Annotated in this window: 18 protein-coding genes and 1 pseudogene; 9 read left to right on the top strand and 10 right to left on the bottom strand. The window is 59.2% G+C overall.

What is annotated here, in order from left to right:
- Positions 1-401: 401 nt before the first annotated feature.
- The gene (locus U9970_RS11805) at positions 402-1,508 is read right to left on the bottom strand and encodes a DegT/DnrJ/EryC1/StrS family aminotransferase (protein ID WP_322764349.1); all 1,107 of its coding nucleotides are present in this window, start codon (positions 1,506-1,508) and stop codon (positions 402-404) included.
- Positions 1,509-2,144: 636 nt separating this feature from the next.
- Here U9970_RS11805 and U9970_RS11800 point away from each other — a divergent pair.
- Both U9970_RS11800 and U9970_RS11795 read left to right on the top strand, forming a co-directional pair.
- The gene (locus U9970_RS11800) at positions 2,145-2,783 is read left to right on the top strand and encodes a sulfotransferase (RefSeq protein WP_322764348.1); all 639 of its coding nucleotides are present in this window, start codon (positions 2,145-2,147) and stop codon (positions 2,781-2,783) included.
- Positions 2,784-2,857: 74 nt separating this feature from the next.
- Positions 2,858-3,388 carry a hypothetical protein gene (locus tag U9970_RS11795; protein ID WP_322764347.1) on the top strand — a complete coding sequence of 177 codons (531 nt, stop codon included), beginning with the start codon at positions 2,858-2,860 and terminating at the stop codon, positions 3,386-3,388.
- 472 nt (positions 3,389-3,860) lie between these two features.
- On the opposite strand, the gene U9970_RS11790 is transcribed toward U9970_RS11795, so the two are convergent.
- From U9970_RS11790 to U9970_RS14295, 3 genes and pseudogenes are all read right to left on the bottom strand, one after another.
- The gene (locus U9970_RS11790; RefSeq protein WP_322764346.1) at positions 3,861-4,418 is read right to left on the bottom strand and encodes an integrase core domain-containing protein; all 558 of its coding nucleotides are present in this window, start codon (positions 4,416-4,418) and stop codon (positions 3,861-3,863) included.
- Positions 4,419-4,442: 24 nt separating this feature from the next.
- Positions 4,443-4,697, bottom strand: a complete 255-nt coding sequence (locus tag U9970_RS11785) for a DDE-type integrase/transposase/recombinase (protein ID WP_322764345.1) — start codon at positions 4,695-4,697, stop codon at positions 4,443-4,445.
- A gap of 286 nt (positions 4,698-4,983) precedes the next feature.
- A pseudogene (locus tag U9970_RS14295) lies at positions 4,984-5,148 on the bottom strand (transposase); the annotation flags it as partial.
- Between the two features lie 292 nt (positions 5,149-5,440).
- Between U9970_RS14295 and U9970_RS11780 the strand changes: the two are divergent.
- Positions 5,441-6,457: a class I SAM-dependent methyltransferase gene (locus U9970_RS11780; RefSeq protein WP_322764344.1), complete on the top strand. Its 1,017-nt coding sequence runs from the start codon at positions 5,441-5,443 to the stop codon at positions 6,455-6,457.
- A gap of 47 nt (positions 6,458-6,504) precedes the next feature.
- Here the strand turns inward: U9970_RS11780 and U9970_RS11775 are convergent, their stop codons facing one another.
- From U9970_RS11775 to U9970_RS11765, 3 genes are all read right to left on the bottom strand, one after another.
- A complete protein-coding gene (locus U9970_RS11775; protein ID WP_322764343.1) occupies positions 6,505-7,236 on the bottom strand; it encodes a sulfotransferase family 2 domain-containing protein in 732 nt (243 codons plus the stop codon).
- Between the two features lie 354 nt (positions 7,237-7,590).
- Entirely contained in the window at positions 7,591-10,773 is a 3,183-nt protein-coding gene (locus U9970_RS11770; RefSeq protein WP_322764342.1) for a glycosyltransferase, read from the bottom strand.
- Between the two features lie 156 nt (positions 10,774-10,929).
- Positions 10,930-12,387 (bottom strand): NADP-dependent isocitrate dehydrogenase, encoded by a 1,458-nt coding sequence (locus U9970_RS11765; protein ID WP_322764341.1) that lies wholly within the window; start codon positions 12,385-12,387, stop codon positions 10,930-10,932.
- An 83-nt stretch (positions 12,388-12,470) separates the two neighbouring features.
- On the opposite strand from U9970_RS11765, the gene U9970_RS11760 reads away from it, so the two are divergent.
- From U9970_RS11760 to kdsB, 6 genes are all read left to right on the top strand, one after another.
- Entirely contained in the window at positions 12,471-12,929 is a 459-nt protein-coding gene (locus tag U9970_RS11760; protein WP_254932123.1) for a hypothetical protein, read from the top strand.
- A gap of 77 nt (positions 12,930-13,006) precedes the next feature.
- On the top strand, positions 13,007-13,720 hold the full coding sequence (locus tag U9970_RS11755; protein ID WP_322764340.1) for a biliverdin-producing heme oxygenase: 714 nt from the start codon (positions 13,007-13,009) through the stop codon (positions 13,718-13,720).
- Between the two features lie 33 nt (positions 13,721-13,753).
- Complete coding sequence (locus U9970_RS11750) at positions 13,754-14,803, top strand: glycosyltransferase (protein WP_322764339.1); 1,050 nt, start codon at positions 13,754-13,756, stop codon at positions 14,801-14,803.
- A 10-nt stretch (positions 14,804-14,813) separates the two neighbouring features.
- The gene (locus U9970_RS11745; protein ID WP_322764338.1) at positions 14,814-17,210 is read left to right on the top strand and encodes a UvrD-helicase domain-containing protein; all 2,397 of its coding nucleotides are present in this window, start codon (positions 14,814-14,816) and stop codon (positions 17,208-17,210) included.
- On the top strand, positions 17,211-18,428 hold the full coding sequence (locus tag U9970_RS11740) for a tRNA nucleotidyltransferase/poly(A) polymerase family protein (RefSeq protein WP_322764337.1): 1,218 nt from the start codon (positions 17,211-17,213) through the stop codon (positions 18,426-18,428).
- A 41-nt stretch (positions 18,429-18,469) separates the two neighbouring features.
- Positions 18,470-19,249: a 3-deoxy-manno-octulosonate cytidylyltransferase gene (gene kdsB, locus U9970_RS11735; protein ID WP_322764336.1), complete on the top strand. Its 780-nt coding sequence runs from the start codon at positions 18,470-18,472 to the stop codon at positions 19,247-19,249.
- Here kdsB and U9970_RS11730 read toward each other — a convergent pair.
- The 3 genes from U9970_RS11730 to U9970_RS11720 are packed head-to-tail and all read right to left on the bottom strand — an operon-like array spanning position 19,246 to position 21,658.
- The gene (locus tag U9970_RS11730; RefSeq protein ID WP_407653041.1) at positions 19,246-19,806 is read right to left on the bottom strand and encodes a KdsC family phosphatase; all 561 of its coding nucleotides are present in this window, start codon (positions 19,804-19,806) and stop codon (positions 19,246-19,248) included. The two genes, kdsB and U9970_RS11730, sit on opposite strands and share 4 nt — an antisense overlap.
- Positions 19,803-20,633, bottom strand: coding sequence for a 3-deoxy-8-phosphooctulonate synthase (gene kdsA, locus U9970_RS11725; RefSeq protein ID WP_322764335.1), 831 nt, complete (start codon positions 20,631-20,633; stop codon positions 19,803-19,805). Before kdsA ends, U9970_RS11730 begins: the two co-directional genes overlap by 4 nt.
- Positions 20,630-21,658 carry a KpsF/GutQ family sugar-phosphate isomerase gene (locus tag U9970_RS11720; RefSeq protein ID WP_322764334.1) on the bottom strand — a complete coding sequence of 343 codons (1,029 nt, stop codon included), beginning with the start codon at positions 21,656-21,658 and terminating at the stop codon, positions 20,630-20,632. Before U9970_RS11720 ends, kdsA begins: the two co-directional genes overlap by 4 nt.
- Positions 21,659-21,668: the final 10 nt, after the last annotated feature.

The following is a 21,668-nucleotide window of genomic DNA, read 5'->3' as shown; positions in this document are numbered from 1 at the left end:
AATAGAGGGAGATAGTCCGCTTGAACGGATCGCGTAGGGTTGCTATGAACTGCGATATTTTGGGATAGTAGTCGGCGATGCCGAATCCCTAGTGGCAATTAAGATGGCCACCATCACGGCAGTCGTGTTCGGGGTGACGTCGCAAGATCGTGTTGCGCCTGCATGGCGTTGGGACTCTCGTTATAGTAGTGACTGATTAATCCTTCTCCAGGCTAAAGCTGAAAGACCCGCAAAGCCCATGCACAGCCCAACAGTAGAATGCGAAGAATTGTCAACTGCTGTGTTTAGTCTTAAGGTAGCAATTGTTCAACCTGATCCGGCGTAGAAGCTTTTTGATTGCAAAGTCTTTGCGTCAAAGACTCTACTACTGCAAGCATCATGTCGGCCTTTATGTTTATGACTCAAATCCGCCGGAGTGCCCGGCGAAGTGATGAGGCTATATGGGCGACTATCTCCGCCACCTCAGCCTTGCTCGCATTTGAATAAACGGGGAGGCAGCACATGCGTTGCGACAGGTCTTCCGAAACATGGCATTTTGCCATTCTTTCAATTGAGGCGTATGAAGACAACGAAGGGCTGTAATAGCGTCGAATTTCCACCCCATGATGGCGAGTGTGCTCTTCAAATGAATCTGCCGCTTCACGGGTGGGGAGCAGCAGGGGAAAAACCTGCCAGGCGCTATCGTCCAATTCAATACAGCAGCGCACCTCCGGAAAGTCTGCGAGTGCAACGGCGTAGAGGGCTGCCATGGCACGACGGGCTCTGAGATGGTCTATGAAAACGGATGCCACCGCCAAGCCGACTGCAGCATGGAACTCGGAAATCTTGCCGTTGATTCCCCACGCCGGCGACTCCTCGGCCACAGAGGCAGGTAGGCCAAAGTTAAGCGCCCTCCGAAGTGCCGTTTCAGATGAATGGTTGGCAAAAATTGCACCACCTTCGCCGATCCCAAATGGTTTCGTAGCGTGCAGCGAATATGCCTCGAACACATTATCTGACGACTCCAGGGGAACGCGTGTAACGCCGAGACCTGCGGCATTATCGATGATCAGGATGGCTCCGTGCCTAGAAGCAATTCTCGCGTGTGTGGAAAAATCAGACCGTAGCCCGAACGGGCTTACGACGATAGCCGCTTGTGCACCTGTGGCTGCAAAGGCATCATCCAGGGCATCTGCGGAGACTCGCCAATCGGCTGGGCACACGTCTATGAGAACCGGCTTAGCGCCTGCCATTTTGATGGCGGAGTAAGTAGCGGGGAACGTGAAGGCTGGCAGCAAGACTCTGCCAGATATCCCGCTGGCAATGAGCGGAGCAGCAACCGCTGCGGTGCCGCTTGATGTAAGAACGCAAGTTGTACAATCCTGGCCCCATTCCATGGCGAGCCAGGACTCAAGGCGACGGGAAAGTGGTCCGTAGTTGGAAAACCGCCGCGAATCATATGCTTCTTCAAGATAACCAGCCCAGGCTTTGACGGGGGGAATATTTGGCCGAATGATCGGGAATTTCATCGGGGATACCCGCAGGCTTGTTCACTTTAAACCGTAGATTGAAACTAATTCGCCAATACATGTATATTGCATGTTGATACACCGGCTTCGTGGAAAGGTCGATAGGAGTTATGTCATTACCTTTAGACTTTCCATTGATGACTAACCCGTCAAAGATACGGTGCCGGTTCACAGCGCGCAAAGGCAGGATTCTGTTGAGATCTTCCTCGCACTAGACCTCGGCCGCACTGATTTGTCTTTACAGCTGGGAATGGACAATGGTAGCGTGGTTTGGTAACTGAGTCAGGTCCGCATCGGCTGCGGTCTTTGACTCCCATGAACAACTGGGTCATCTCAACAGCGATCAAAGAGCCGAGCTGGCCCAGCACCGCAATGAAAACCGCGAGCTCAGGGGGGAGAAGAACTTTATAGTTTTGTGGCAGCGCACTTTGGCCTCCGGCCCACTCGGCTGCCCCTCGTAGATGCAAGGAGCAGTTGCTGACGAGAGGTTTCACCTGATCGTGGTGCTTGATCTCGGGTCCCTATTTGTTTGTTGCTACTCAGGGATTGCACGCTTTTACCGCTGTTCCACTTCCCCGAAACTGGCCTTCGGTGCCTGGTGAATGCCGCACTGAGAAATCTACAATGCCCCATCCCATGCAACTTCCTGTCCAATCACGAGAAGGTAAAGTCTTTTGCATAGGTTTTAACAAGACTGGAACCACCTCAGTTCGTGTCGCTCTCGAAGAACTTGGGTATCGGGTTGCAAGCCAGCCTGTGGCAGAGCTCTTTATCACCGACTGGGCTCGTCGCGACTTTTCTCGCATCTCCGACTTCTGCCAAACAGCCGATGCATTCCAGGATATTCCCTTCAGCCTTCCTTACACCTACCAAACGCTTGATGCGTCGTTTCCAGGCAGCAAGTTTATATTGACAATTCGCGCAAACTCCGAGATGTGGTATCACTCGCTGGTGGTTTTTCACTCTAAGCTATTTGGCGGAGGGAAAATGCCTACGGAAGACGACTTGGCACGTGCTGACTACTGTTACAGAGGATGGGTGCTCTTCGCGATGCGGACAATATATGCTTATCCGGCGGGAGATCCTTACAATAAAAAGTGCCTGATTCGAGCCTATGAGTCACACATTGCCAGTGTGCAAGAGTATTTCAGTGGTCGCTCCGCAGATCTTCTGACAGTTGATTTGGCCACTAAGGCTTCATATCAACGGTTCTGCAAATTTCTAGGGAAAACACCGCTACGCCCCTTTTTTCCCTGGGAAAATCGCGGCTCCTGACGCTATTGAAGCTCTGTAAAGCCCAGGCTATCTCCGGGCCAATGGCATTGTGATCACACTCCAAGACTGGGTTGGTGGGCGGCAAGCAGCCCGGCTTTCCGGATTACGAGCTCACCACCGTCAATAAGCAGACCAAGCTTGAGAAGTTTCTCTCTGAGATGGAGGTAGTGGGGCCCTGGCTGGTGGAGCGGGAGCTGCGCAGCATGGCAGCCTCGCTCTACAACCAGGCGGTGAAGGACCCCTATGTGGGTGAAACCCGCAGCCCGCAGCAGTGGCTGAAGGAGGAAGAGGCCAAACTCAGGATCGAGCCCATGATTGAGGATCTGAAAGCTGTTGGTGCCCGGGTGGAGGTGTTGGCCTATGAGCCTGCAGAAAGCTTGGTGCAGAGACTGCTCAAGGTAGCCGGCGCGATAGACGGAGAACTACCTGATCAGATCCCGTGGACTAATACGTCGATGAGCGCAGCGTTGCTGATGGCCATGTTGGAGGTGAATCGAACGGTGCTGGATCCGCAGGAGCGGATTGATCGGCGTAACGAGCTCGTTAAAACCATTCGGCCAGCATTTATGCCTTCTGGCCCCGATTTGCTTGAGCTTATGGGTTGACCTTGATACGTTATTCCAATGAGCATTCTCTGGGCAACATTTAGTTCAGAGCTCTCAGCTTGGGGGGCTTAGTGCGGCCAGGCAACCATTGCGAGAAAACCGCTTGCTCAAAGCAGCCCCAGGCTGATTCAAGCCATTGCTCTGCCAACTTGACGTCAAACTCTAAAGGGTTGCATCAATCAGAAATTACTATCAACAGCCTCTTCGGAGAAACGGCAATTCATCGTAGCTAACGAGCTCAAGACTGGCGGACATACATTCGAGGCCAGGTTCGGGCACGTAGGATCATGGCTTCGCTCGCGCCCAGCGTTTCAAGGAACATCGATAAAAACCCTGCTCCCCTCACACATGCGTCATAGACAAGCTCGATTAGCTCGGCATTGGTTATATCGTTTAGAAGTGAAACGAATCGGTCTCGGTTAAAATCAAAATACCAATCCTTTTTCACAAGGATTGCATCGTGAACTGCCAGTTACTCCCTGTACCATTTCATCGCGTGCGTCGCGCCATGATTGGCTAGGGCGGCGGCAAGACTTGTGAGGTATGCATGGCGCTCCCTGAAGAAGACGATGAAAACCGGATCGAAGCCGTCTTCGCGCAACGAGCTGACAAATCCCTTCAGGATCTTTGGGTATTGCGATAAGTACTCGAAATCCTCCGAGGAAATCACTGCCTTCTCAAGATCAGTTGCCCGGAGTTCTTCAATCAGTTGTTGCACAATGAGGTGGGTGCCTTTTACTGGACAGATGTGCCCCCCGGTATCGTTAACCCCAGAGGTGGAACACGGTTCGGTCTCAGTGTAGACCTCATGGGGAGTTTGGCCTCCCAGCGAGCTATGGGGCCTTACATGGCAGTACCTCAACAGGAAGCGCACCAGACTGATCTCCGCCTCCCAGCCGCTGCCGTAGGCATGCAGGTACACCTCCGCATACTTGACGGTGCGCCATAGTCTCTCCACCAGGATGTTGTCGTAGCAGCGCTGCCTTCCTGACCAGCTGATCCTGATGTCCTCAGTCCGCTGACTGGCCACGAAGTCAGAGGACTTGAAGTGGCATCATTGGTTGGGGTAGAAGATCTCTGGCTTGCGTCCGTCAGAGAGCGCCATCTTCAGGGCATCCAGACAGAACTCTGTGTCCAGGCTGTTGGAGAGCTTCCAGCTGAGCACATGCCTGGAGAAGGGATCCATGATCGCCATCAGGTAGAGGAAGCCTTTCTGCAGCGGGATGTAGGTGATGTCGGTGGCCCAGACCTGATCCACAGTCGTGACCAGCCGGAGTGAGGTGGTCTGGTTTTTCTGGACAAGACCCATCGTTAACCTCTGAGGCAGGGCACCGCCCCTGAAATGGGGCTCCCACCTGTTCCGTGTCAATCAGGTTGACCGGTAGACGCGGTTCAACTGATGCCTCCAGATGGGTGAGAACGCTGTTGGGCCCGGTAACGCTCCTACAGAACCACAACGGCCCTGCGACGGCGTTCCGGGCTAAGAAGTTTGCCTTAGCAAGGTCCTTGAGCATCGCCTTTTCCAGCTCCGTCTCTGCCAGCAGCTTCTTGAGCCGGGCGTTCTCCTTCTCCAGCTGGGGGAGCCGCCTGGCCTCCTCGGCCTGCATCCCCCCGTATTGCTGTCTCCACCGGTGATAGGTCGGCTGCGTCAACTCGATGACACGGCAGACGTCGGCGACGGTCTTGCCCTGGGCGATCAGCTGCTCGGCGGTTTTGACCTTGCGGATGATCTGCTCCGCTGTGAGCCTGGTGCGTTTCATGGTGAAGTCTGCGGCACAGCCTGGCCGGATGAGGACTCTCATTCACCCTGAACCGGTTTACGGGGTCCACGTCAAACATTTCAGAAGACTCTTAATGGATCCCCGTGAAGCTGCTGGCAGAGCAGCAGCGCATTGAATATGATTTGTGGAGAGTAATGGCAGAGCTCTAGGGCCCTACGTTACTTTTACTTATGCAGTAAGGGAAAGCGACTTGCATCCACTCTCAATCCACTCTCATAAGAACTTGCGCCGCAAAACACGCCGCGCCATCGCCACACTAAGAGCTTGAAGCATGTTCGCAACTGCAGGCAAGGATGACTACGCGAAAAGGGTAATTGGCGAGAAGCGATACTTTGAAAAATTACAAAGTTTTTCTAGACTCCCTGAGATGGTAGAATGGTGGTCTGCAAAGTATCTTAAGCCACGGGTACAAGAGATATTCGGATATTCTGGAGGCAACTCATTTTATTTGCGGCCTATCATTAAGGCCGCCATTGGCAATGAACATGTCGTTGTTGCCAGCCTTGGCTCGGGCGATGGTGAAGTGGAGATCGCTTTAGCTCAAGAACTGCTACGTCAAGCGATATTAAATGTTCAAATTATCGGCTTCGAGCTATCAAAAGACTTGGCATCCAAGGCAACAAATGAAGCCGAAAAGCTGCGGGTCTCGCATATAGTTGCATTTGAAAATGCTGATATCAATTCTTCTCTTGGCTCCTCCCAGTTTGATCTTATTATAGCAAACCAGGTCCTTCATCATGTTGTCATGCTGGAGGATCTCTTGGACTCGTGCTATTGCGCGCTCAAGGATGATGGATTGCTAATGACAAGGGACATGATTGGTAAGAACGGTCACCAAAGTTGGCCCGAAGCAAAACACGTTGTTGACATTATCTGGAACGAGATGCCAGATCGCTACAAGTGGAATGTACGAAGCGGTGCATATGCAGAGCAATTTCCAAATACTGACTTCTCGCATTCTGGATTTGAGGGAATACGGAGCCAAGACATATTGCCGTTAATAAATGAAAGATTCGGGTATTCTCATTTTTACGCTTTCGGTGGAATTGTCGAAAGGTTCATAAACAGATCCTTTGGCCAAAACTACTTAAAAACTTCGGCCGAGGATACGCAGTTTGTGGACTGCATTCAGCATCTCAATGATTATCTAATTGATTCTGGGCGTATCACCCCAACACAAATGGCCGCTTATTTTACAAAGAAGAAGAATATGGGTAAACATTGGCAAAGAAGGTCCCCGGAAAAATCGGTCCGCGCAATACATGAACCGCAATATATCTCTGAATAAAGAAAGTAATTAAGGCGGGCGACACTCGCCGCGCTTCCTTGTTTGGGCTAAAAATTACTTCTGCAATCAAAAAGAATGCCATCATCCGTCAAGCCTGCATTGCGATAGCCAAATGCACTAAAATCTTCGGCGTAATAACTATTAATTAAAGTCACTAGCTTGTCAGGCAGCGCAAGAACGTCATCTAAGGACTTGTTTCTTGATCGGTTTGCTTGCGGGAAAGGATCAAGCAAAAGATTTACATCAGCACCACGATTAACCAGTTCTTGTCGAATCGTCTCGATAGCTACTGCTACTTCCTCGATCCTAAAATACCGAACATCTTGTGATACCTGGTTGTCAATCTTGAGCCAATTACACTGCGGGCGGAAAATGCCATCTGGGCCAGGAACACGCATGAATAAGCCCGACGCAACAAATTCCTGAAAGTTAGTAAAAGACCTCATTATAAGCAGTAAATCAGGATTGTACTCCTGCCACTGACGTAAAAATGAAAAGATCGAGGCGAGGCGTGCATATGGATTCCGCACGAAAGTAAAAATAAACATATCTGCAGGTGGGCGTGCCATAGCAATCGTGGCTTGTGCCTCTGCGAGGCTGGAGTGCTTGCGAAGATTGTAACGCTTTGCATAAGCCGGTTGAATATTCTCCCCAAAAACTGTTCCACCAAGTTCGAGGTCCAATGGTGAATTCAATCGAGAAAGGAATTGCGTTACGCTTGTTCCAGCAGACTTAGGAATATGAATAAAGGCAAACCCGACCGACTGGTTGATGATCATTCTTTACCCATGCCCGAGTGGATTGATTGCTTCTTGACCAGCCTTCGTTTTTGCATAATTATCGGCAGAGGGAAGAGTCCCGCATAAATAGCAGCGCTCAAAGGTAGCAATAGACGCAGACAGTATCGAATTTGTTGAGGCGTGGGATTCATCGCTCTCGGCCTGCGGAGTTTCCTCAGGCCATTTTTCTTTAGTCATTATGCCACTCTTGGTAATTGGGAGGATCGCCCGTTCATTCTTCTGCCAACATTGAGCTTGAGAATCGCTTCACCAATTTTACCTTGCCATGCCACCCTATTCATCTTATGTAAGAAGTAATGCAGGATGATCGTGCGTTCAGCAGGCTGATTCATCTCAGTCATGAGTATGGCTGAACAAATCCACTGCTTCGAACGCCGCTTTCATCTTCAGCCTGCCTGCAGCAAACGAAAACTGGCTGGCAGCGTAGCCCCGAGCAGCATGCGAGATCGAAGCCCATAGGTCATCATCTTGACAAAGTCTGGCAATCCCCTCCACCCACTCTTCAGGTGTCTTCGCAATCAGGCAGTCATGGCCATGGCGTAGGCCGATGCCTTCGGCAGCGGTGGGTGTGAGCACTGTGGGGATGCCATAGGCCAAGGCATTCAGCACCTTGCCCTTGATGCCCGCACCACTCAGGAGCGGTGCCACAAACACGCGGTGGCGCTGGTAGGCATCCGCTACATCCTCGATGTAGCCCACGGGGTCGATCCAGTCGCTGGCTAGCTCCTTGATGTCGTCATCCATGCCTGAGCCATAGATCGAGAGCTTGAGCTGCTGGGCGTCCAGCTGGGGCATCACCTCGCGGCAGAACCACTGCACACCCTCCGCATTGGGGTGGTGCTTGAAGCTGCCCAGGAACGACAGGCCCGCACGGCCCGCCAGTGGTGCCACGGTTTCAGGGATGTCGACAACCCACGGGCAGGTCATCACCTTCACTGCTCCATCGGTGTGGGAGCTGATCACCACATGCTCCACCTCGTTGTAACTGAGCACCAGATCTACGCTGCGCATCATCGCCAGCTCCTGCTCCCGGATATCGTGCATTGCTTCCAATTTGGCTTCATCGCCTTCGCTGATCGCCGCCCGCAATGCCCGCAGAAAATGCAGATCGGCATTATTGAGGATGATACGAGTCTTCGGTGAGAACTCCCGGATCAGATGCACCGTGTCAGCCGCCACGTTGTAGCGGGTGATATAGGCCGCATCAAATTCCTTGGCGCGATCTTCCAAAAACGCCGCCAGCGACAGATAAAAAGGTGCGGTAATCACCTCCACGCCCATGCGCTGCAGCTCCTCGGTGTAGTTGCCAAAGAAGCCCAGGTTCTGGGGCAGAAAAGTTACCTTGTAGCCCAGTGCCTGCACCAGCTCTATTTCGCGAATGGCGGCGTAAGAGCCGGCATCTTGATCTTGCCTCGGGGTGGTGTAATCGATGAACAGAATGCGGCCGCTGATGCCGCGATCTTTTTCCAGATCGGGGTTCACGCCTTCTTCCCCGTGTCTGCTAAAGGCCTTCGCCCAGCGCCGCTTGAACTTCGGCCTGTTCACCTCCTGATACTTCTTGAAGCCAGAGCTGGTGTCCGTGCCACTGGTAGTGCCCTCAAAGTGGTACACCACAGACGAGGGTACAAAATAGGTCTTGTATCCAGCCTCGCGTATCTTAAAAGAAAAATCGGTGTCATCGAAATACATTGGTTCGAGATAACTCGATAACCCGCCCACCTCATCCCAGATCGCCTTGGTGGTCATCAGGGCTGCACCGGACAGGTAGTCCACCTGGCGCGTGTAGCAGAAGCGCGGATCCCACGGATTCTGCTTGTTCCCGTAGTTCCAGGGATTGCCAGAGCCCCAGATGATTCCCCCAGCGTCTTGCAGGGTGCCATCGGGATACAGCAACTTAGAGCCCACGGCTCCCACGCCATCAAAGCGCTGAAACGCATCCACTAAGGCATCCAGCCAGCCAAGCGTTACCTCGGTGTCGTTGTTAAGCAACACCACATAGGTGCCGCGAGCCTCGCTCGCACCCTTGTTGCAGGCCTTGATGAAGCGCAGCGGCTCCGCATTGCGGATCACCCTGATCCCACTCACCAGCTCTTCAATCTCTGCGGTTTCATCGCTGGAGCCATCGTCCACAAGAATCACCTCAAAGCTGGTGTTGTTGTGGGCCAGCAGCAGTGCCGCTAAGGCGTAGTAGGTGGCCTCCACCTTGTTGTGAGCAGGAATCACCACAGAAACTTCAGGATTTGCTACCTCTGGGAAGTTCAGCGGCTTGAGCTGCAAGGTGGCGTAGTCGGCATCCAGTGTGTCCAGCGCTTGCAGCAGCGCGTCCTGGCTGATGCCGGGGATGGGATGGCGCAGATGGGCCCGCAGCGCTTGGTAGCGGTGATTGGCCCGGCAGGTGAGGTCTGTGGGGAACGGGCGCTTGGTTTCCTGGAGCAGCAGATCGGCAGGGGTGAGATGCCGCGGTGCCAGAACCGGGTGGGCAAGATAGATCTGGCTACCCGAGGCATCGCGGATTTCCACCAGAATCGGTTCTCCACGCAGCCACTGCGTTGGCAGATTCACGGCATTAATACCTGCATTCAGTTTCAGCATGGAGCTGAATTGCTTGTTGATATAAAGGCAAAAGGTGCCAGAACTGCTGGCTTCTACCTTGATAAGGTGGCCGTAATCTTCGGCAAGTTTTAATTGGCCTTGCAGTGGCGAGAAGAGCTGTTCTAGTCTTCCGTCCTCCCATTGAATAGAGATCGGGCTGTCTTCAGGCGAGGCAAAGGGAACGACGGAAGCCACATAGGTATCGCCATTCTCGATTGGGCTATTATTTCCCCTTGCGATGCGAGGGATAGTGGCCTCACTCTGATTGGTCAGGCATTGAGGGGAGCTCAGCGTTGGGTTGGCGATTAAATAGAGTGCGTCGTCGCGCTTTCTCTGATCGGGCACAAAGCCGTTGTGATTGATCCTCAGGCTGAATGTTGCAGGGCCTTCCTTGAGCTGGATTCGCTCTTTAACCAACTGAAAACTGCGCGCGTGCTTGCCGCCCTTATATGTGGGGCTAAAATGGATATATCGGACCTGTTTCCGGTTGCCTTGCTGCCATGCCAATTCAAGTTTCCCTAGGCCTCGATGGCAGGCCATCATTGCTGTGAATTCCCAGGCGCCTTCGACGGGGGCGAGTATTGGCATGTCATCCGCCACGATCACAGACGCTGGATGATCCGGATTAGATAAGTTCACATGGAAAGTTTTGCCGTTGGCCAAAGACCAGAGTCTTAAAGCATTAATTCCATGACTGGCAACGGCTCCGCTTTCGCTCGGAATAGTAGCTTGAGACTGGTCTGGCAGTAGCAAAATAGATGTTTTGAATATTGCGAATTCTTTTGCCGCTGTGTTTGCGGGGGATTGATTCGTTGGCAGTGGCTGTATGTAAAAGTTGCCTTGTAAAACTGCAAATTTTCGCCCCTTGTACTGGGGTGAAACTGATACAAATATTTTGCTATTCTGCAGGCTAGCGTTAATCATCGGGGGGGGGCTTCGGGCCAGATGTTATGCTGTGAGTGGCTGACTTGGACTATTGCGCTTGGCTATGCAGCCATGCTTTCAAGAGCTTGCATAGATGTCAATTGCTTTTTGTCGCTGAACACTAGTTTGTTCGGGTGGGTTTGATTGGTTAGAACTTTATACTGTCGCTGAGCCCCCGAAGTGGCGGATCACAGCATCAGCAAAGCCACTGCAGCTCACCGGCTCCACAGGCGGCTCCATCAGCCGGGCTAGGTCGTAGGTCACCTCGCCGTTGGCGATGGCGGCGCTCAGGCCCGCGGTGATCAGGTCGGCGGCCTCCTGCCAGCCCATGAATTCGAGCATCATCACGCCGCTGAGGATCACCGAGCCGGGGTTGATGCGATCGAGGCCGGCGTGCTTGGGAGCGGTGCCGTGGGTCGCCTCGAAGATCGCAGCGTTGTCGCCGATGTTGGCGCCGGGGGCCATGCCCAGGCCGCCCACCACGGCTGCGGCGGCATCGGAGATGTAGTCGCCGTTGAGGTTGAGGGTGGCCAGGATCGAGTAGTCGGCGGGGCGGGTTTGGATCTGCTGGAAGATGCTGTCGGCGATGCGGTCGTCGACAAGAACCATCTGCTTCCACTTGCCACCGCCGTGGCTGGCGCCGATGGCATCGAGCACGCCCTGCACCTCGGTATCAATGGCGGCTTTCTTCTCGGGGGTGAGGCTGTCGTAGCCGGGCTCGATCATGCGGGCATTGGCCTCGATGCTCAGGTCGGGATTGCGCTCGACGTTGTCGAGGATCCAGCTCTCCCGCTCGGTGATGCAGACATCGCGGAATTCGGTGCTGGCCAGTTCGTAGCCCCAGTCGCGGAAGGCTCCCTCGGTGAATTTCATGATGTTGCCCTTGTGCACCAGGGTCACGTGGCGCTTGTCACCCTCAAGGCGCAGGGCGTGCTGGATCGCCTTGCGGATGTGGCGCTGGCTGCCGTGCTTGCTCACGGGCTTGATGCCGATGCCGGAGCCCGCTGGGATCTGGCGCTGGCCCAGCTTGCCGTTGGCGGGGATCACCACCTCATTGAGGTGCTTGATCAGATCGAGGCACACCGGATCGTTGGCTTCCCACTCGATCCCCATATAGATGTCTTCGGTGTTTTCGCGATAGACGATCACGTCTAGGTCTTGCGGCCGCTTGTGGGGGCTGGGGGTGCCCTCGTAGTAGCGGCAGGGGCGCACGCAGCAGTAGAGATCGAAGATCTGGCGCAGGGCCACGTTGAGGGAGCGGATGCCGCCGCCGATCGGTGTGGTGAGGGGCCCCTTGATCGCCACGCCGTACTGCTTGATGGCGCTCAGGGTGTCTTCCGGCAGGTATTGATAGGTGCCGTAGAGGTCGCAGGCCTCATCGCCGGCGTACACCTTGAACCACTCAATCCGGCGCTCACCGCCGTAGGCCTGAGCTACCGCCGCGTCCAGCACTTTCTGGGTGGCGGGCCAGATGTCTACGCCCGTGCCATCACCGCGAATGAAGGGAACAATCGGATCGTTGGGCACGATCGGTTGACCGTTTTCGAAGCGAATTGCGGTGCCGCTGGCAGGGGTGGTGAGCTTCTCAAAGCTGGCGGCGCTAGGGGTTGCCATGGGCTGTTACTGACCGGATCGGCCTTATCGGTGTGGCGAGCCTAGGTTTTAAGCATGTTGCGGTTCTGCTCAGGGGAAACGGCATGAATGCCGCCGATCAGGCCCGATCCCTGGAACTTGCCCAGGCAATCGCTGCGGCGGCGAGCTTGTTTCGCGTCCACTTCCCCGATGCCCGAGCCAACCTCACCCCCTGGCGCGACGACGCGCTGACCCGTGCCTTTGCCGAGCAGGAGAGCCTGGATCTCTCCTTTCACCTACCGGGTTGGAGTCCGCGCAGCCAGTGCCGCTCCTTTCTGGTGCAGCTGCGCCTGGACGGGGCCCCAGGGCGGAGCAGGGCTGAACGCCCTCGCCTGCTGGGGGTGACGATCCGGGGACTCACCTACGAGAGCGAGCGCTGGCGGCTGGCCACCGTGGGCGACTGGCAGCCGTCAGGCAGTCATCTGCCCCAGGCCGAGGTGGCGCAGAAGTTGCAGCAGTTTTCCCGGGAGCTGTTTGATCTCTTCGGTGGCGCTGAGCAGGCCGATCAGAACCTGGCGGCGTAACCCTTCGCAACCTTGCCAGGCGCCACGGTAAAACTCCCGCCTAACTTGGCGCCTCGCCCGTACAACGCCCCCGTCAGATGGCCGTCGCCCTTGCTTCCCAACTGCGTGAAGGCACCAAAAAGGCCCACACGATGGCGGAGAACACCGGCTTCGTGAGCTGCTTCCTCAAGGGGGTGGTGGATAAGGCCAGCTACCGCACCCTGGTGGCCGACCTTTATTTCGTGTACTCCGCCATGGAGGAGGAGTTTGGCCGGCTTAGGGAGCATCCGGTGGTGGGTCCGGTGGCCTTTCCTGAGCTCAACCGGCGCGAAAGTCTCGAGCAGGACCTTGCCTTTTACTTCGGTGGCGACTGGCGCAATGCGGTCCAACCCACCCCTGGAGCCCAGCAATACGTAGAGAGGCTGCACCAGGTGGCGCGGGAGTGCCCGGAGCTGCTGGTGGGTCACCACTACACCCGCTACATAGGTGATCTTTCCGGCGGCCAGATCCTCAAGAACATCGCCCAGAAGGCGATGAGCCTGGGCGAGCACGATGGCCTGCGTTTCTACGAATTCGCGGCTATCCCCGATGAGAAGGCCTTCAAGGCCAACTACCGCGCCACCCTCGACGCCCTGCCAATCGACCAGGCCATGGCCGATCGCATTGTGGAGGAGGCCAACCACGCCTTCCACCTCAACATGACCATGTTCCAGGAACTGGAAGGCAATCTGATCGCCGCCATTGGCAAGGTGCTGTTTGGCTTCCTTACCCGCCGTCAGCGTTCGGGCAGCACGGAAGTGGCGGCGGCCTGAGCCAGAGTTGGCGGGCCGCAGCCTCTGAGCGTCTTGCGCCCCCTTCGCTTTTTGGTGCCAGGCACCAGCGGTCGCTACCGCTGCGGTGGCCTGTTGGTGGAGCAGCAGACGGCCCGGCTGCTGGCCGAACTGGTGCCAACAGAACTGGTCACCTATCGGCAGCGGGAGCCTGGACTGCTTTACCTGGATGATCTGCTCCGGGCTGAACCCCTAGGCAGCCCCGCCGCCACCGCCGCCCTCTGGATCGTGAGCTGGGGCTTTGATGTGCCGCGCCAGCTGGGGGCGTTGCGGGGCCGGCCGGTGGCCTATCACGCCCACAGCAGTGGCTATGGCTTCCGCTTGCCCCCCGGGGTGCCGGTGCTGGCGGTGAGTCGCAACACCCTGGGCTACTGGGGCCAATGGGCCAGTCGCAATCCGCTGTTCTTGGTGCCCAACGCCCTGGAGGCCAGTTGGATCGCCCGCGGTGATCGCCCCCACAACTTCGGCGCTGAGCCGGCGCCGGGCGGCCGCTCGATTGATGTGCTGATCCAGCGGCGCAAGACCAGCGCCTATGTGCTGGAGCAGCTGGTGCCAGCCCTGCGGGCCCGGGGGCTCACGGTGCTGGTGCAGGACGGCTGGGTGGAGGATCTGGTGGGGCTGTTCAACAGCGCCAAGGTGGTGGTTTACGACTCCGCCGACCATTGGCGCTGCAGTGGGGTGAGCGAGGGCTTTGGTCTGCCGCCGATCGAGGCCCTGGCCTGTGGCTGCGTGCTGTTCAGCAGCCTTAACCACGCCCTGGCTGACAATCTCGACCCCGGGGGCCTGGCCCATCAGATCGGTATGGGCAGCCTGGCCGCCGACGGGGAGCGGATCGCTGCGGCGGTGGCCGATCCAGCCTCCTGGCTGCCTGCACCGCGCCGCTTGGAAGAGCTGCTTGATGAGCTCAGTGAACCGCGGCTGCGCCAGCGCTGGCGCCAGGCCCTGGAGGCGATCAACATCCACATCGATCGACTGCAGGCCGGTGAGCCGCCCCTGAGGCCCCCTTCCCTGCTCCAGCTGCGCTTGGAGCGCTGGCGACAGAGGTTGGCCCGTCGCCTTGCCTAGGGTCTCAGGAATGAGCGCATTTCTAGCCGGCCTCAACGACGCCCAGCGCAAGGCGGTGGACCACCACACCGGTCCGCTGCTGGTGGTGGCCGGTGCGGGCAGCGGCAAAACCCGCGCCCTCACCCACCGCATTGCCCACCTGATCGGCCACCACGGCGCCGATCCGGCCCATCTGCTCGCCGTCACCTTCACCAACAAGGCGGCCCGCGAGATGAAGGAGCGGCTGGAGCTGCTGCTGGCCCAGAAGCTGGCCCAGAGCCAGTTCGGCCAGCCCTGGAGCACCCTGCCGGCCGTGGAGCAGCGCCAGCTGCGCTCCCGCATCTACCGCGAGGTGATCAAGGAGCTGTGGATCGGCACCTTCCACGCCCTGTTCGCCCGGCTGCTGCGCTTCGACATCGACAAGTTCAAGGATCCCGAAGGGCTCAGCTGGACGCGCCAGTTCTCGATCTACGACGAGAACGACGTGCAGAGCCTGATCAAGGAGATCGTCACCCAGGAGCTCCAGCTAGATCCCAAGCGCTTTGAGCCTAAGAAGGTGCGCTGGGCGATCAGCAACGCCAAGAACCAGGGCTGGATGCCCGAGCAGCTCGAGGCCGATGCCGGCGGCCAGCGGGGCAAGTTGATGGCGGAGACCTACCGGCGCTACCGGCGCGCCCTGGCCGCCAACAATGCCCTCGATTTCGATGATCTGCTGCTCTTCCCCGTGCAACTGCTGCGCCAGAACGAGCAGATCCGCAACTACTGGCACCGGCGCTTTCGCCATGTGCTGGTGGATGAATACCAGGACACCAACCGCACCCAGTACGACCTGATCAAGCTGCTGGTGACCAACGGTCGCGAGCCTTCCGACTACGACGACTGGGATGGGCGCTCGGTTTTTGTGGTGGGTGATGCCGACCAGAGCATCTACAGCTTCCGTGCTGCCGATTTCACGATCCTGATGGGCTTCCAGGACGACTTCGGTGACGGGGCCGCCAGTGAGACCACCGCCACGATGGTGAAGCTGGAGGAGAACTACCGCTCCACCGCCACGATCCTGGAGGCGGCCAATGCTCTGATCGCCCACAACTCCGAGCGGATCGACAAGGTGCTGCGTCCCACCCGCGGTGAGGGTGAATTGATCTCCCTCACCCGCTGCGACGACGAGATCGCCGAGGCCGAAGCGGTGGTGCATCGCATGCGCATGCTCGAGGCCGCCCACCCCGATCTCAGCTGGGGCGACATGGCGGTGCTCTATCGCACCAATGCCCAGTCGCGGGCGATGGAGGAGTCGCTGGTGCGCTGGGGCATCCCCTACATCGTGGTGGGGGGGCTGCGCTTCTACGACCGGCGTGAGATCAAGGATGTGCTCGCCTACCTCAAGCTGCTGGTGAACCCCGCCGACACCGTCAGCCTGTTGCGGGTGCTCAACACCCCTAAGCGCGGCATCGGTAAAACCACGATCGAGCGACTCACAGACGCCTCAAACCAGCTCGGCATTCCCCTCTGGGAGGTGGTGCGTGATGCCGAGGCGGTGCGTTCTTTGGGGGGCCGCTCGGCTAAGGGGTTGCTGCAGTTTTGCGAGCTGATCAATGGCCTCCAGGCCTGCGCCCAGGACATCGCCCCTTCTGAACTAGTGCAGCGGGTGATGGAGCAGAGCGGCTATGTGGCCGAGTTGATCACCGAAGGCACCGATGAAGCGGAAGACCGGCGCCGCAACCTCAATGAGCTGGTGAATGCTGCCTTGCAATACCAGGAGGAAAACGAGGAGGGCTCCCTGGAGGATTTCCTGGCCTCAGCGGCCCTGGCTAGCGACGCTGACAGCAAGGACACCGAGCAGGACCGGGTCACCCTGATGACCCTGCATGCCAGTAAGGGCTTGGAATTTCCGGTGGTGTACCTGGTGGGAATGGAGCAGGGTCTGTTCCCCAGCTATCGCTCTTTGGAAGACCCCTCGGCTCTCGAGGAGGAGCGGCGCCTCTGCTACGTGGGCATCACCCGGGCCAAGGAGCGGCTGTTTCTCTCCCATGCCAGTGAGCGGCGGCTTTGGGGTGGCATGCGTGAGCCGGCGGTGCCCTCGGTGTTTCTTTCGGAGCTGCCTAGCGCCCTGATCCAGGGGGACATTCCCCATAGCGGTGGAGCTTCCATTCGCCGTGAGCAGCGCCTGGAGCGGCTCACCCGAGTGGATCGGGAGGATTCACGCCAGGTGGCCGGTGGCGGTGCGGCCGGTGCTCCCGCCAATGCGGTGCGGCGCCGGGCGGCTGCCAAGACCTGGGCGGTGGGGGACCGGCTGCGCCACAGCAGCTTTGGCGAAGGTCAGGTGACCCACCTGTTTGGCAGTGGTGAGAAGGTGTCGATTGCCGTGAAATTCCAGGGGATGGGGCCCAAAATCCTTGACCCGCGCTTGGCACCGATCGAGCCGGTCTAGGTGGAAATCCTCGGTATTCCAGCGCCCCTGCTGACAGCCCTTAGTCGGGCAGGAGTTGGGCCGGTGGCTTTGGTTGGCGGTGCGGTGCGGGATTTGTTGCTGCACCGGCTGCACAACGATCCCTGGCGGGGGCTGCCCGATCTGGACCTGGTGGTGGAGGGCCGGGCTTCAGAGCTGGTTAAGGAGCTGGTTGGCCAGCTCGGTGAGGCTGTGGTGCAGCGCTGCCAGGAGCACGGGGCATACGGCACCGTTGAGCTCGAACTCAATTTGGACGGCCAGCAGGTGCTGCTGGATGTGGCCACCGCCCGCTGCGAGACCTACCCGGTGCCAGCCGAAAATCCTCAGGTGAGCTTCGGCTCTCTGGCCGATGATCTGGCCAGGCGTGATTTCAGCATCAACGCCATGGCCTTGGATCTGGCCAGCTGCACCCTGCTCGATCCCCATGGAGGCCAGGCGGATCTGGAGCTGCGCCAGCTGCGCTTTTTGCATCACGGCAGCGTTCGCGACGATCCCACCCGGCTGGTGCGCGGCGCCCGATATGCGGCGCGGCTGGGGCTGGAGCTTGACGGGGCCAGCGCCGCCCAGGCCGCAGCCACCCTGGCCCAGTGGCCTTGGCCCTGGCGGCAGGGTGATGCGCCGGCTGAGGCGCCGTCAGCCCTGGGCACGCGCCTGCGGATGGAGTTGGAGTTGCTGCTGGAGCGCGAGCCCTGGCTGGCGGCGCTGGGGGCTCTGCAGCGCTGGGGTGCTCTGGCGCTGCTTGATCCGGCGCTGCAGGCGGATACCCAGTGGCCGCGGCGGCTGCGCTGGGCTGCTCGGCTGGGGTTGCCGCTGCTGGTGGCCCTGGTGGCGGGAGCGCGCCAACCCCTCGCCCTAGCGGAGCGGCTGCAGTTGCCCCACCGCCAGCACCGCCTGCTGGCGCAATGGTTGGAGTTGCGGCGCCGGCTGGTGGAGCACCAGCTGGCTGGCTCTCCGGCGCTGCCCGAGCACTGGTGCGCCCTGCTGGAGGCTTCTGGTTGCAGTCCAGAAGCGGTGGCCCTGGCCCTGGCCTGTGGCAGCGGCCCGCGCCGGCCCCTGCTGCGCTGGCTGCTGCGCTGGCGCCAGGTCAAGGCCGAGCTCACCGCCGCCGACCTGCTGGCTGGTGGCATGAGGCAAGGCCCCGAGTTGGGCCAGCGGTTGCGCCAGCTGCGGGCCGAGCGGCTGCGCTTGGAGCGGATCTGAGCGCCGCAGACCCCCGTTAGCGTGGCGGGATGACTGACCAGATGTCCGTTCCCCGAGTGGTGGTGGCCGTACCGGCCCGGCTGGAATCGGCGCGGCTGCCGGGCAAGCTGCTCGCCGATATTGCCGGCAAGCCCATGCTCCAGCATGTGTTGGAGCGCTGCCGGCAGGCCCAGGGTGTGGCGGCCGTGGTGGTGTGCACAGACAGCGACCAGGTGCGCTCTTTAGCCGAAGGCTGGGGCTTTCCGGTGCTGATGACCTCGCCCGATTGCAGCTCGGGCAGTGAACGCCTGGCCAGCGTGGTGGCGGAGCTGGTGGCCGCTGCGGGGGGTGCGGCCTCTGATTTTGACCAAACCCTGGTGATCAATGTGCAAGGCGACCAGCCGCTGCTGGATCCGGCGATCATCGAGGCGATGGCGGCTCAGTTTGAGCAGCTGCAGCGGCCGCCGGTGCTCACGCCCGTCTATCCCCTCACCGCCGACAAGTTGCACGATCCCAATGTGGTGAAGGTGCTGCGGGCCCGCGACGGTCGCGCTATCACCTTCTCCCGCAGTGCCCTGCCCCATTTGCGCGGGGTGCCGCCCGAGCAGTGGGCCCAGCACACCACCTATTGGGGCCATGTGGGCCTCTATGGCTATCGGGCCGACGTGTTGGCTTGCTGGGCGGCCCTGCCCCATTCCCGGCTTGAAGACCTGGAGAAGTTGGAGCAGTTGCGGCTTATCGACGCCGGTATTCCCCTGCTTACCTACGAGGTGGCGCAGGACTGCTTCTCGGTGGATACCCCGGAGCAGCTGGAGCAGGCCCGCGCCCTAGCCGGCGCCTAGGCGTTGCCTTCTCGCCAGCCCTCGCGGTTGAGGCTTTGCAACAGCCCCCGCTGCAGCAGCAGGGCTTCAGCCAGTTCACGCACGGCCCCATCTCCCCCCCGGCGGCGCAGCACCCAGTCGGCCTGGCGGCGCAGGCCCCGGGCGCCGTCGGCGGGGCAGATCAGTAGACCCGTAGCCGGGCGCACTGTTAGGTCGTTGAGGTCGTCGCCGATGAAGGCGGTTTGCTGGCGCTCCAGCTGCAGGCTGGCCTGGAGCTGGCGTAGGGCACTGAGCTTGTCGCCGACGCCCACCAGACAGTGATTGACGTGAAGATGCCGCGCCCGCTGCTCGATGGCGCCGCTACGCCCGCCGCTGAGAAAGGCCACCTCAATGCCTGCTCGCTGCAGCATCCGGATCGCCAGGCCGTCGCGCACGTCGAAGCGCTTCACCACCTGGCCCTGCTCGTCGTAGTGCAAGCCGCCATCGGTGAGCACGCCGTCAACGTCACAAACCAGCAGTTCGATCGCTGCAAGATCCCGGCGCCGCAGCAGGGTTCGTTGCAGCAGCTGGCGGATCACAGGCTGCTTGGGGCCACACCCGCTGCCACTACTTGACGCAGGGCCAGCAGCTGGCTGAGCAGGGCCTCGAGCCGGTGCAGCGGCACCATATTCGGCCCGTCGCTGAGGGCGTTGTCGGGGTCTGGATGGGTCTCCATGAACAAACCGTCCACCCCCACGGCGACGGCAGCTCTGGCAAGTGGTGCCACAAACTCCCGCTGCCCGCCGGTGCTGGTGCCACGGCCGCCGGGCTGCTGTACGGCGTGGGTGGCATCGAAGATCACCGGGCAACCCAGGGCTTGGAGCTGGGGGAAGCTGCGGTAATCGACCACAAGGGTGTTGTAGCCAAAACTCGTGCCTCGCTCGGTGAGCCAAAGGCGGCCGCTGGCGGGATCTAGCCCGCATTCCTGCATTTTGTTCACCACCTGGGCCATGTCCCAGGGCGCCAGGAATTGCCCCTTTTTGACGTTCACCACCTTTCTGGTGCCAGCCACGGCCTTGGCGGCGGCTTCTAGTAGGTCGGTCTGACGGCAGAGAAAGGCGGGGATTTGCAGCACATCCACGGCCTGGGCTGCGGCAGCTGCCTGACAGCTCTCGTGGATGTCGGTGAGCACGGGCACCCCGAAGCTCTGGCCCACCTCCTGCAGGATCTTCAGTCCCTCATCGGGGCCCGGGCCCCGAAACGACTTGCCGGAGCTGCGGTTGGCTTTGTCGAAGCTGGCTTTGAAGATGTAGCGGATGCCGACTCGAGCGCAGATCGTGCTCACCTGCTCGGCGATCTGCAGCACCAAATCGCGGCTTTCGATTACGCAGGGCCCGGCGATCAAGGTGAAGGGGATGGCCGTCATGGGCGCTCCGCGGCGGTACTGGTGAACCCAGCCTGCACCAGATCGTGCAGCCGCAACAGGCCCAGCAGCTGGTGAGGTTGGGAGGGCTCCACAACTGGCAGCACTGAAATGGCTTTACGGGGATTGCGTTCCATCAGCTCTAAGGCTGCGACTGCAAGTGTTTGGGGTGTCACCGTAATTGGGTCAGCAGTAGCCATGGCGTCGGCGCGAATGGTGGCCCAGCTGGCCGGGTCATGCTGCTGCAGGGTGCGGCGCAGGTCTCCGTCCGTGATCAGCCCGGCCATCAATTCGGGGTTTGCGCTGGCCCGCACCCAGGCGGCCCCAAGACTGCCTTTGCCGTTGCTGCCTTCGGTGAGTCGCGCTATTACCTCGGCCAGGGGTGCCTCGGGAGAGAGGCCGTCCAGGGCTGTTGTCGGCACCATCAGATCGGCCACGGTGAGGGTGAGCTGGCGGCCCAAGGAGCCGGCTGGATGGTTGATGGCGAAGTCTTCGGGCGATATGCCTGCTCGCTCCATCCACACCGCCGCCAGGGCGTCGCCAATCGCCATAGCTACAGCCGTGCTGGCGGTGGGAGCCAGGTTCAGCGGGCAAACCTCCCGATCCACCGAGCTATCCAGCACTACGTCGCTGCCGTTAGCCAGGCTGGACTCCAGGCGCCCCACCAGGGCGATCAGGGCCGTGCCGCGGCGGCGCAGGTGGGGCAGGATCGCCAGCAACTCTTCGGTTTCACCGCTGTTGGAGAGCAGCAGGGCGATGTCGTCGGCAGCCACGATGCCGAGATCGCCGTGCAGGGCATCGACCGGATTGAGAAATACGGCCGTAAGGCCGATAGAGGAAAAGGTGGCCGCAATTTTGCGGGCGACTATGCCGCTCTTGCCCACGCCCGTGAGTACAAGCTTGGCGCGGCGTTGGCGGCACCCCTCAAGCAGCTCCAGGGCTGCTTCCACCTGATCGCTGCTGAGGCGCTGGGCGGCGGCAGCAATGGCAGCTGCTTCTTCTTCCAGGCAGCGGGTAAGGGCAGACAAGACGCCGGTC

It is taken from the genome of Cyanobium usitatum str. Tous (assembly GCF_963920485.1).
Taxonomy (GTDB): Bacteria; Cyanobacteriota; Cyanobacteriia; order PCC-6307; family Cyanobiaceae; genus Cyanobium_A; species Cyanobium_A usitatum_A.
This window is presented reverse-complemented; position numbering and strand designations above follow the sequence as displayed.

Bases quoted from the DNA above. Each gene is read 5' to 3' on its own strand.
- U9970_RS11805 (WP_322764349.1), bottom strand. From the start codon at position 1,508: ATGAAATTCCCGATCATTCGGCCAAATATTCCCCCCGTCAAAGCCTGG.
- U9970_RS11800 (WP_322764348.1), top strand. From the start codon at position 2,145: ATGCAACTTCCTGTCCAATCACGAGAAGGTAAAGTCTTTTGCATAGGT.
- U9970_RS11785 (WP_322764345.1), bottom strand. From the start codon at position 4,697: ATGGGTCTTGTCCAGAAAAACCAGACCACCTCACTCCGGCTGGTCACG.
- U9970_RS11780 (WP_322764344.1), top strand. From the start codon at position 5,441: ATGTTCGCAACTGCAGGCAAGGATGACTACGCGAAAAGGGTAATTGGC.
- U9970_RS11775 (WP_322764343.1), bottom strand. From the start codon at position 7,236: ATGATCATCAACCAGTCGGTCGGGTTTGCCTTTATTCATATTCCTAAG.
- U9970_RS11770 (WP_322764342.1), bottom strand. From the start codon at position 10,773: ATGATTAACGCTAGCCTGCAGAATAGCAAAATATTTGTATCAGTTTCA.
- U9970_RS11765 (WP_322764341.1), bottom strand. From the start codon at position 12,387: ATGGCAACCCCTAGCGCCGCCAGCTTTGAGAAGCTCACCACCCCTGCC.
- U9970_RS11760 (WP_254932123.1), top strand. From the start codon at position 12,471: ATGAATGCCGCCGATCAGGCCCGATCCCTGGAACTTGCCCAGGCAATC.
- U9970_RS11755 (WP_322764340.1), top strand. From the start codon at position 13,007: ATGGCCGTCGCCCTTGCTTCCCAACTGCGTGAAGGCACCAAAAAGGCC.
- U9970_RS11745 (WP_322764338.1), top strand. From the start codon at position 14,814: ATGAGCGCATTTCTAGCCGGCCTCAACGACGCCCAGCGCAAGGCGGTG.
- kdsB (WP_322764336.1), top strand. From the start codon at position 18,470: ATGTCCGTTCCCCGAGTGGTGGTGGCCGTACCGGCCCGGCTGGAATCG.
- kdsA (WP_322764335.1), bottom strand. From the start codon at position 20,633: ATGACGGCCATCCCCTTCACCTTGATCGCCGGGCCCTGCGTAATCGAA.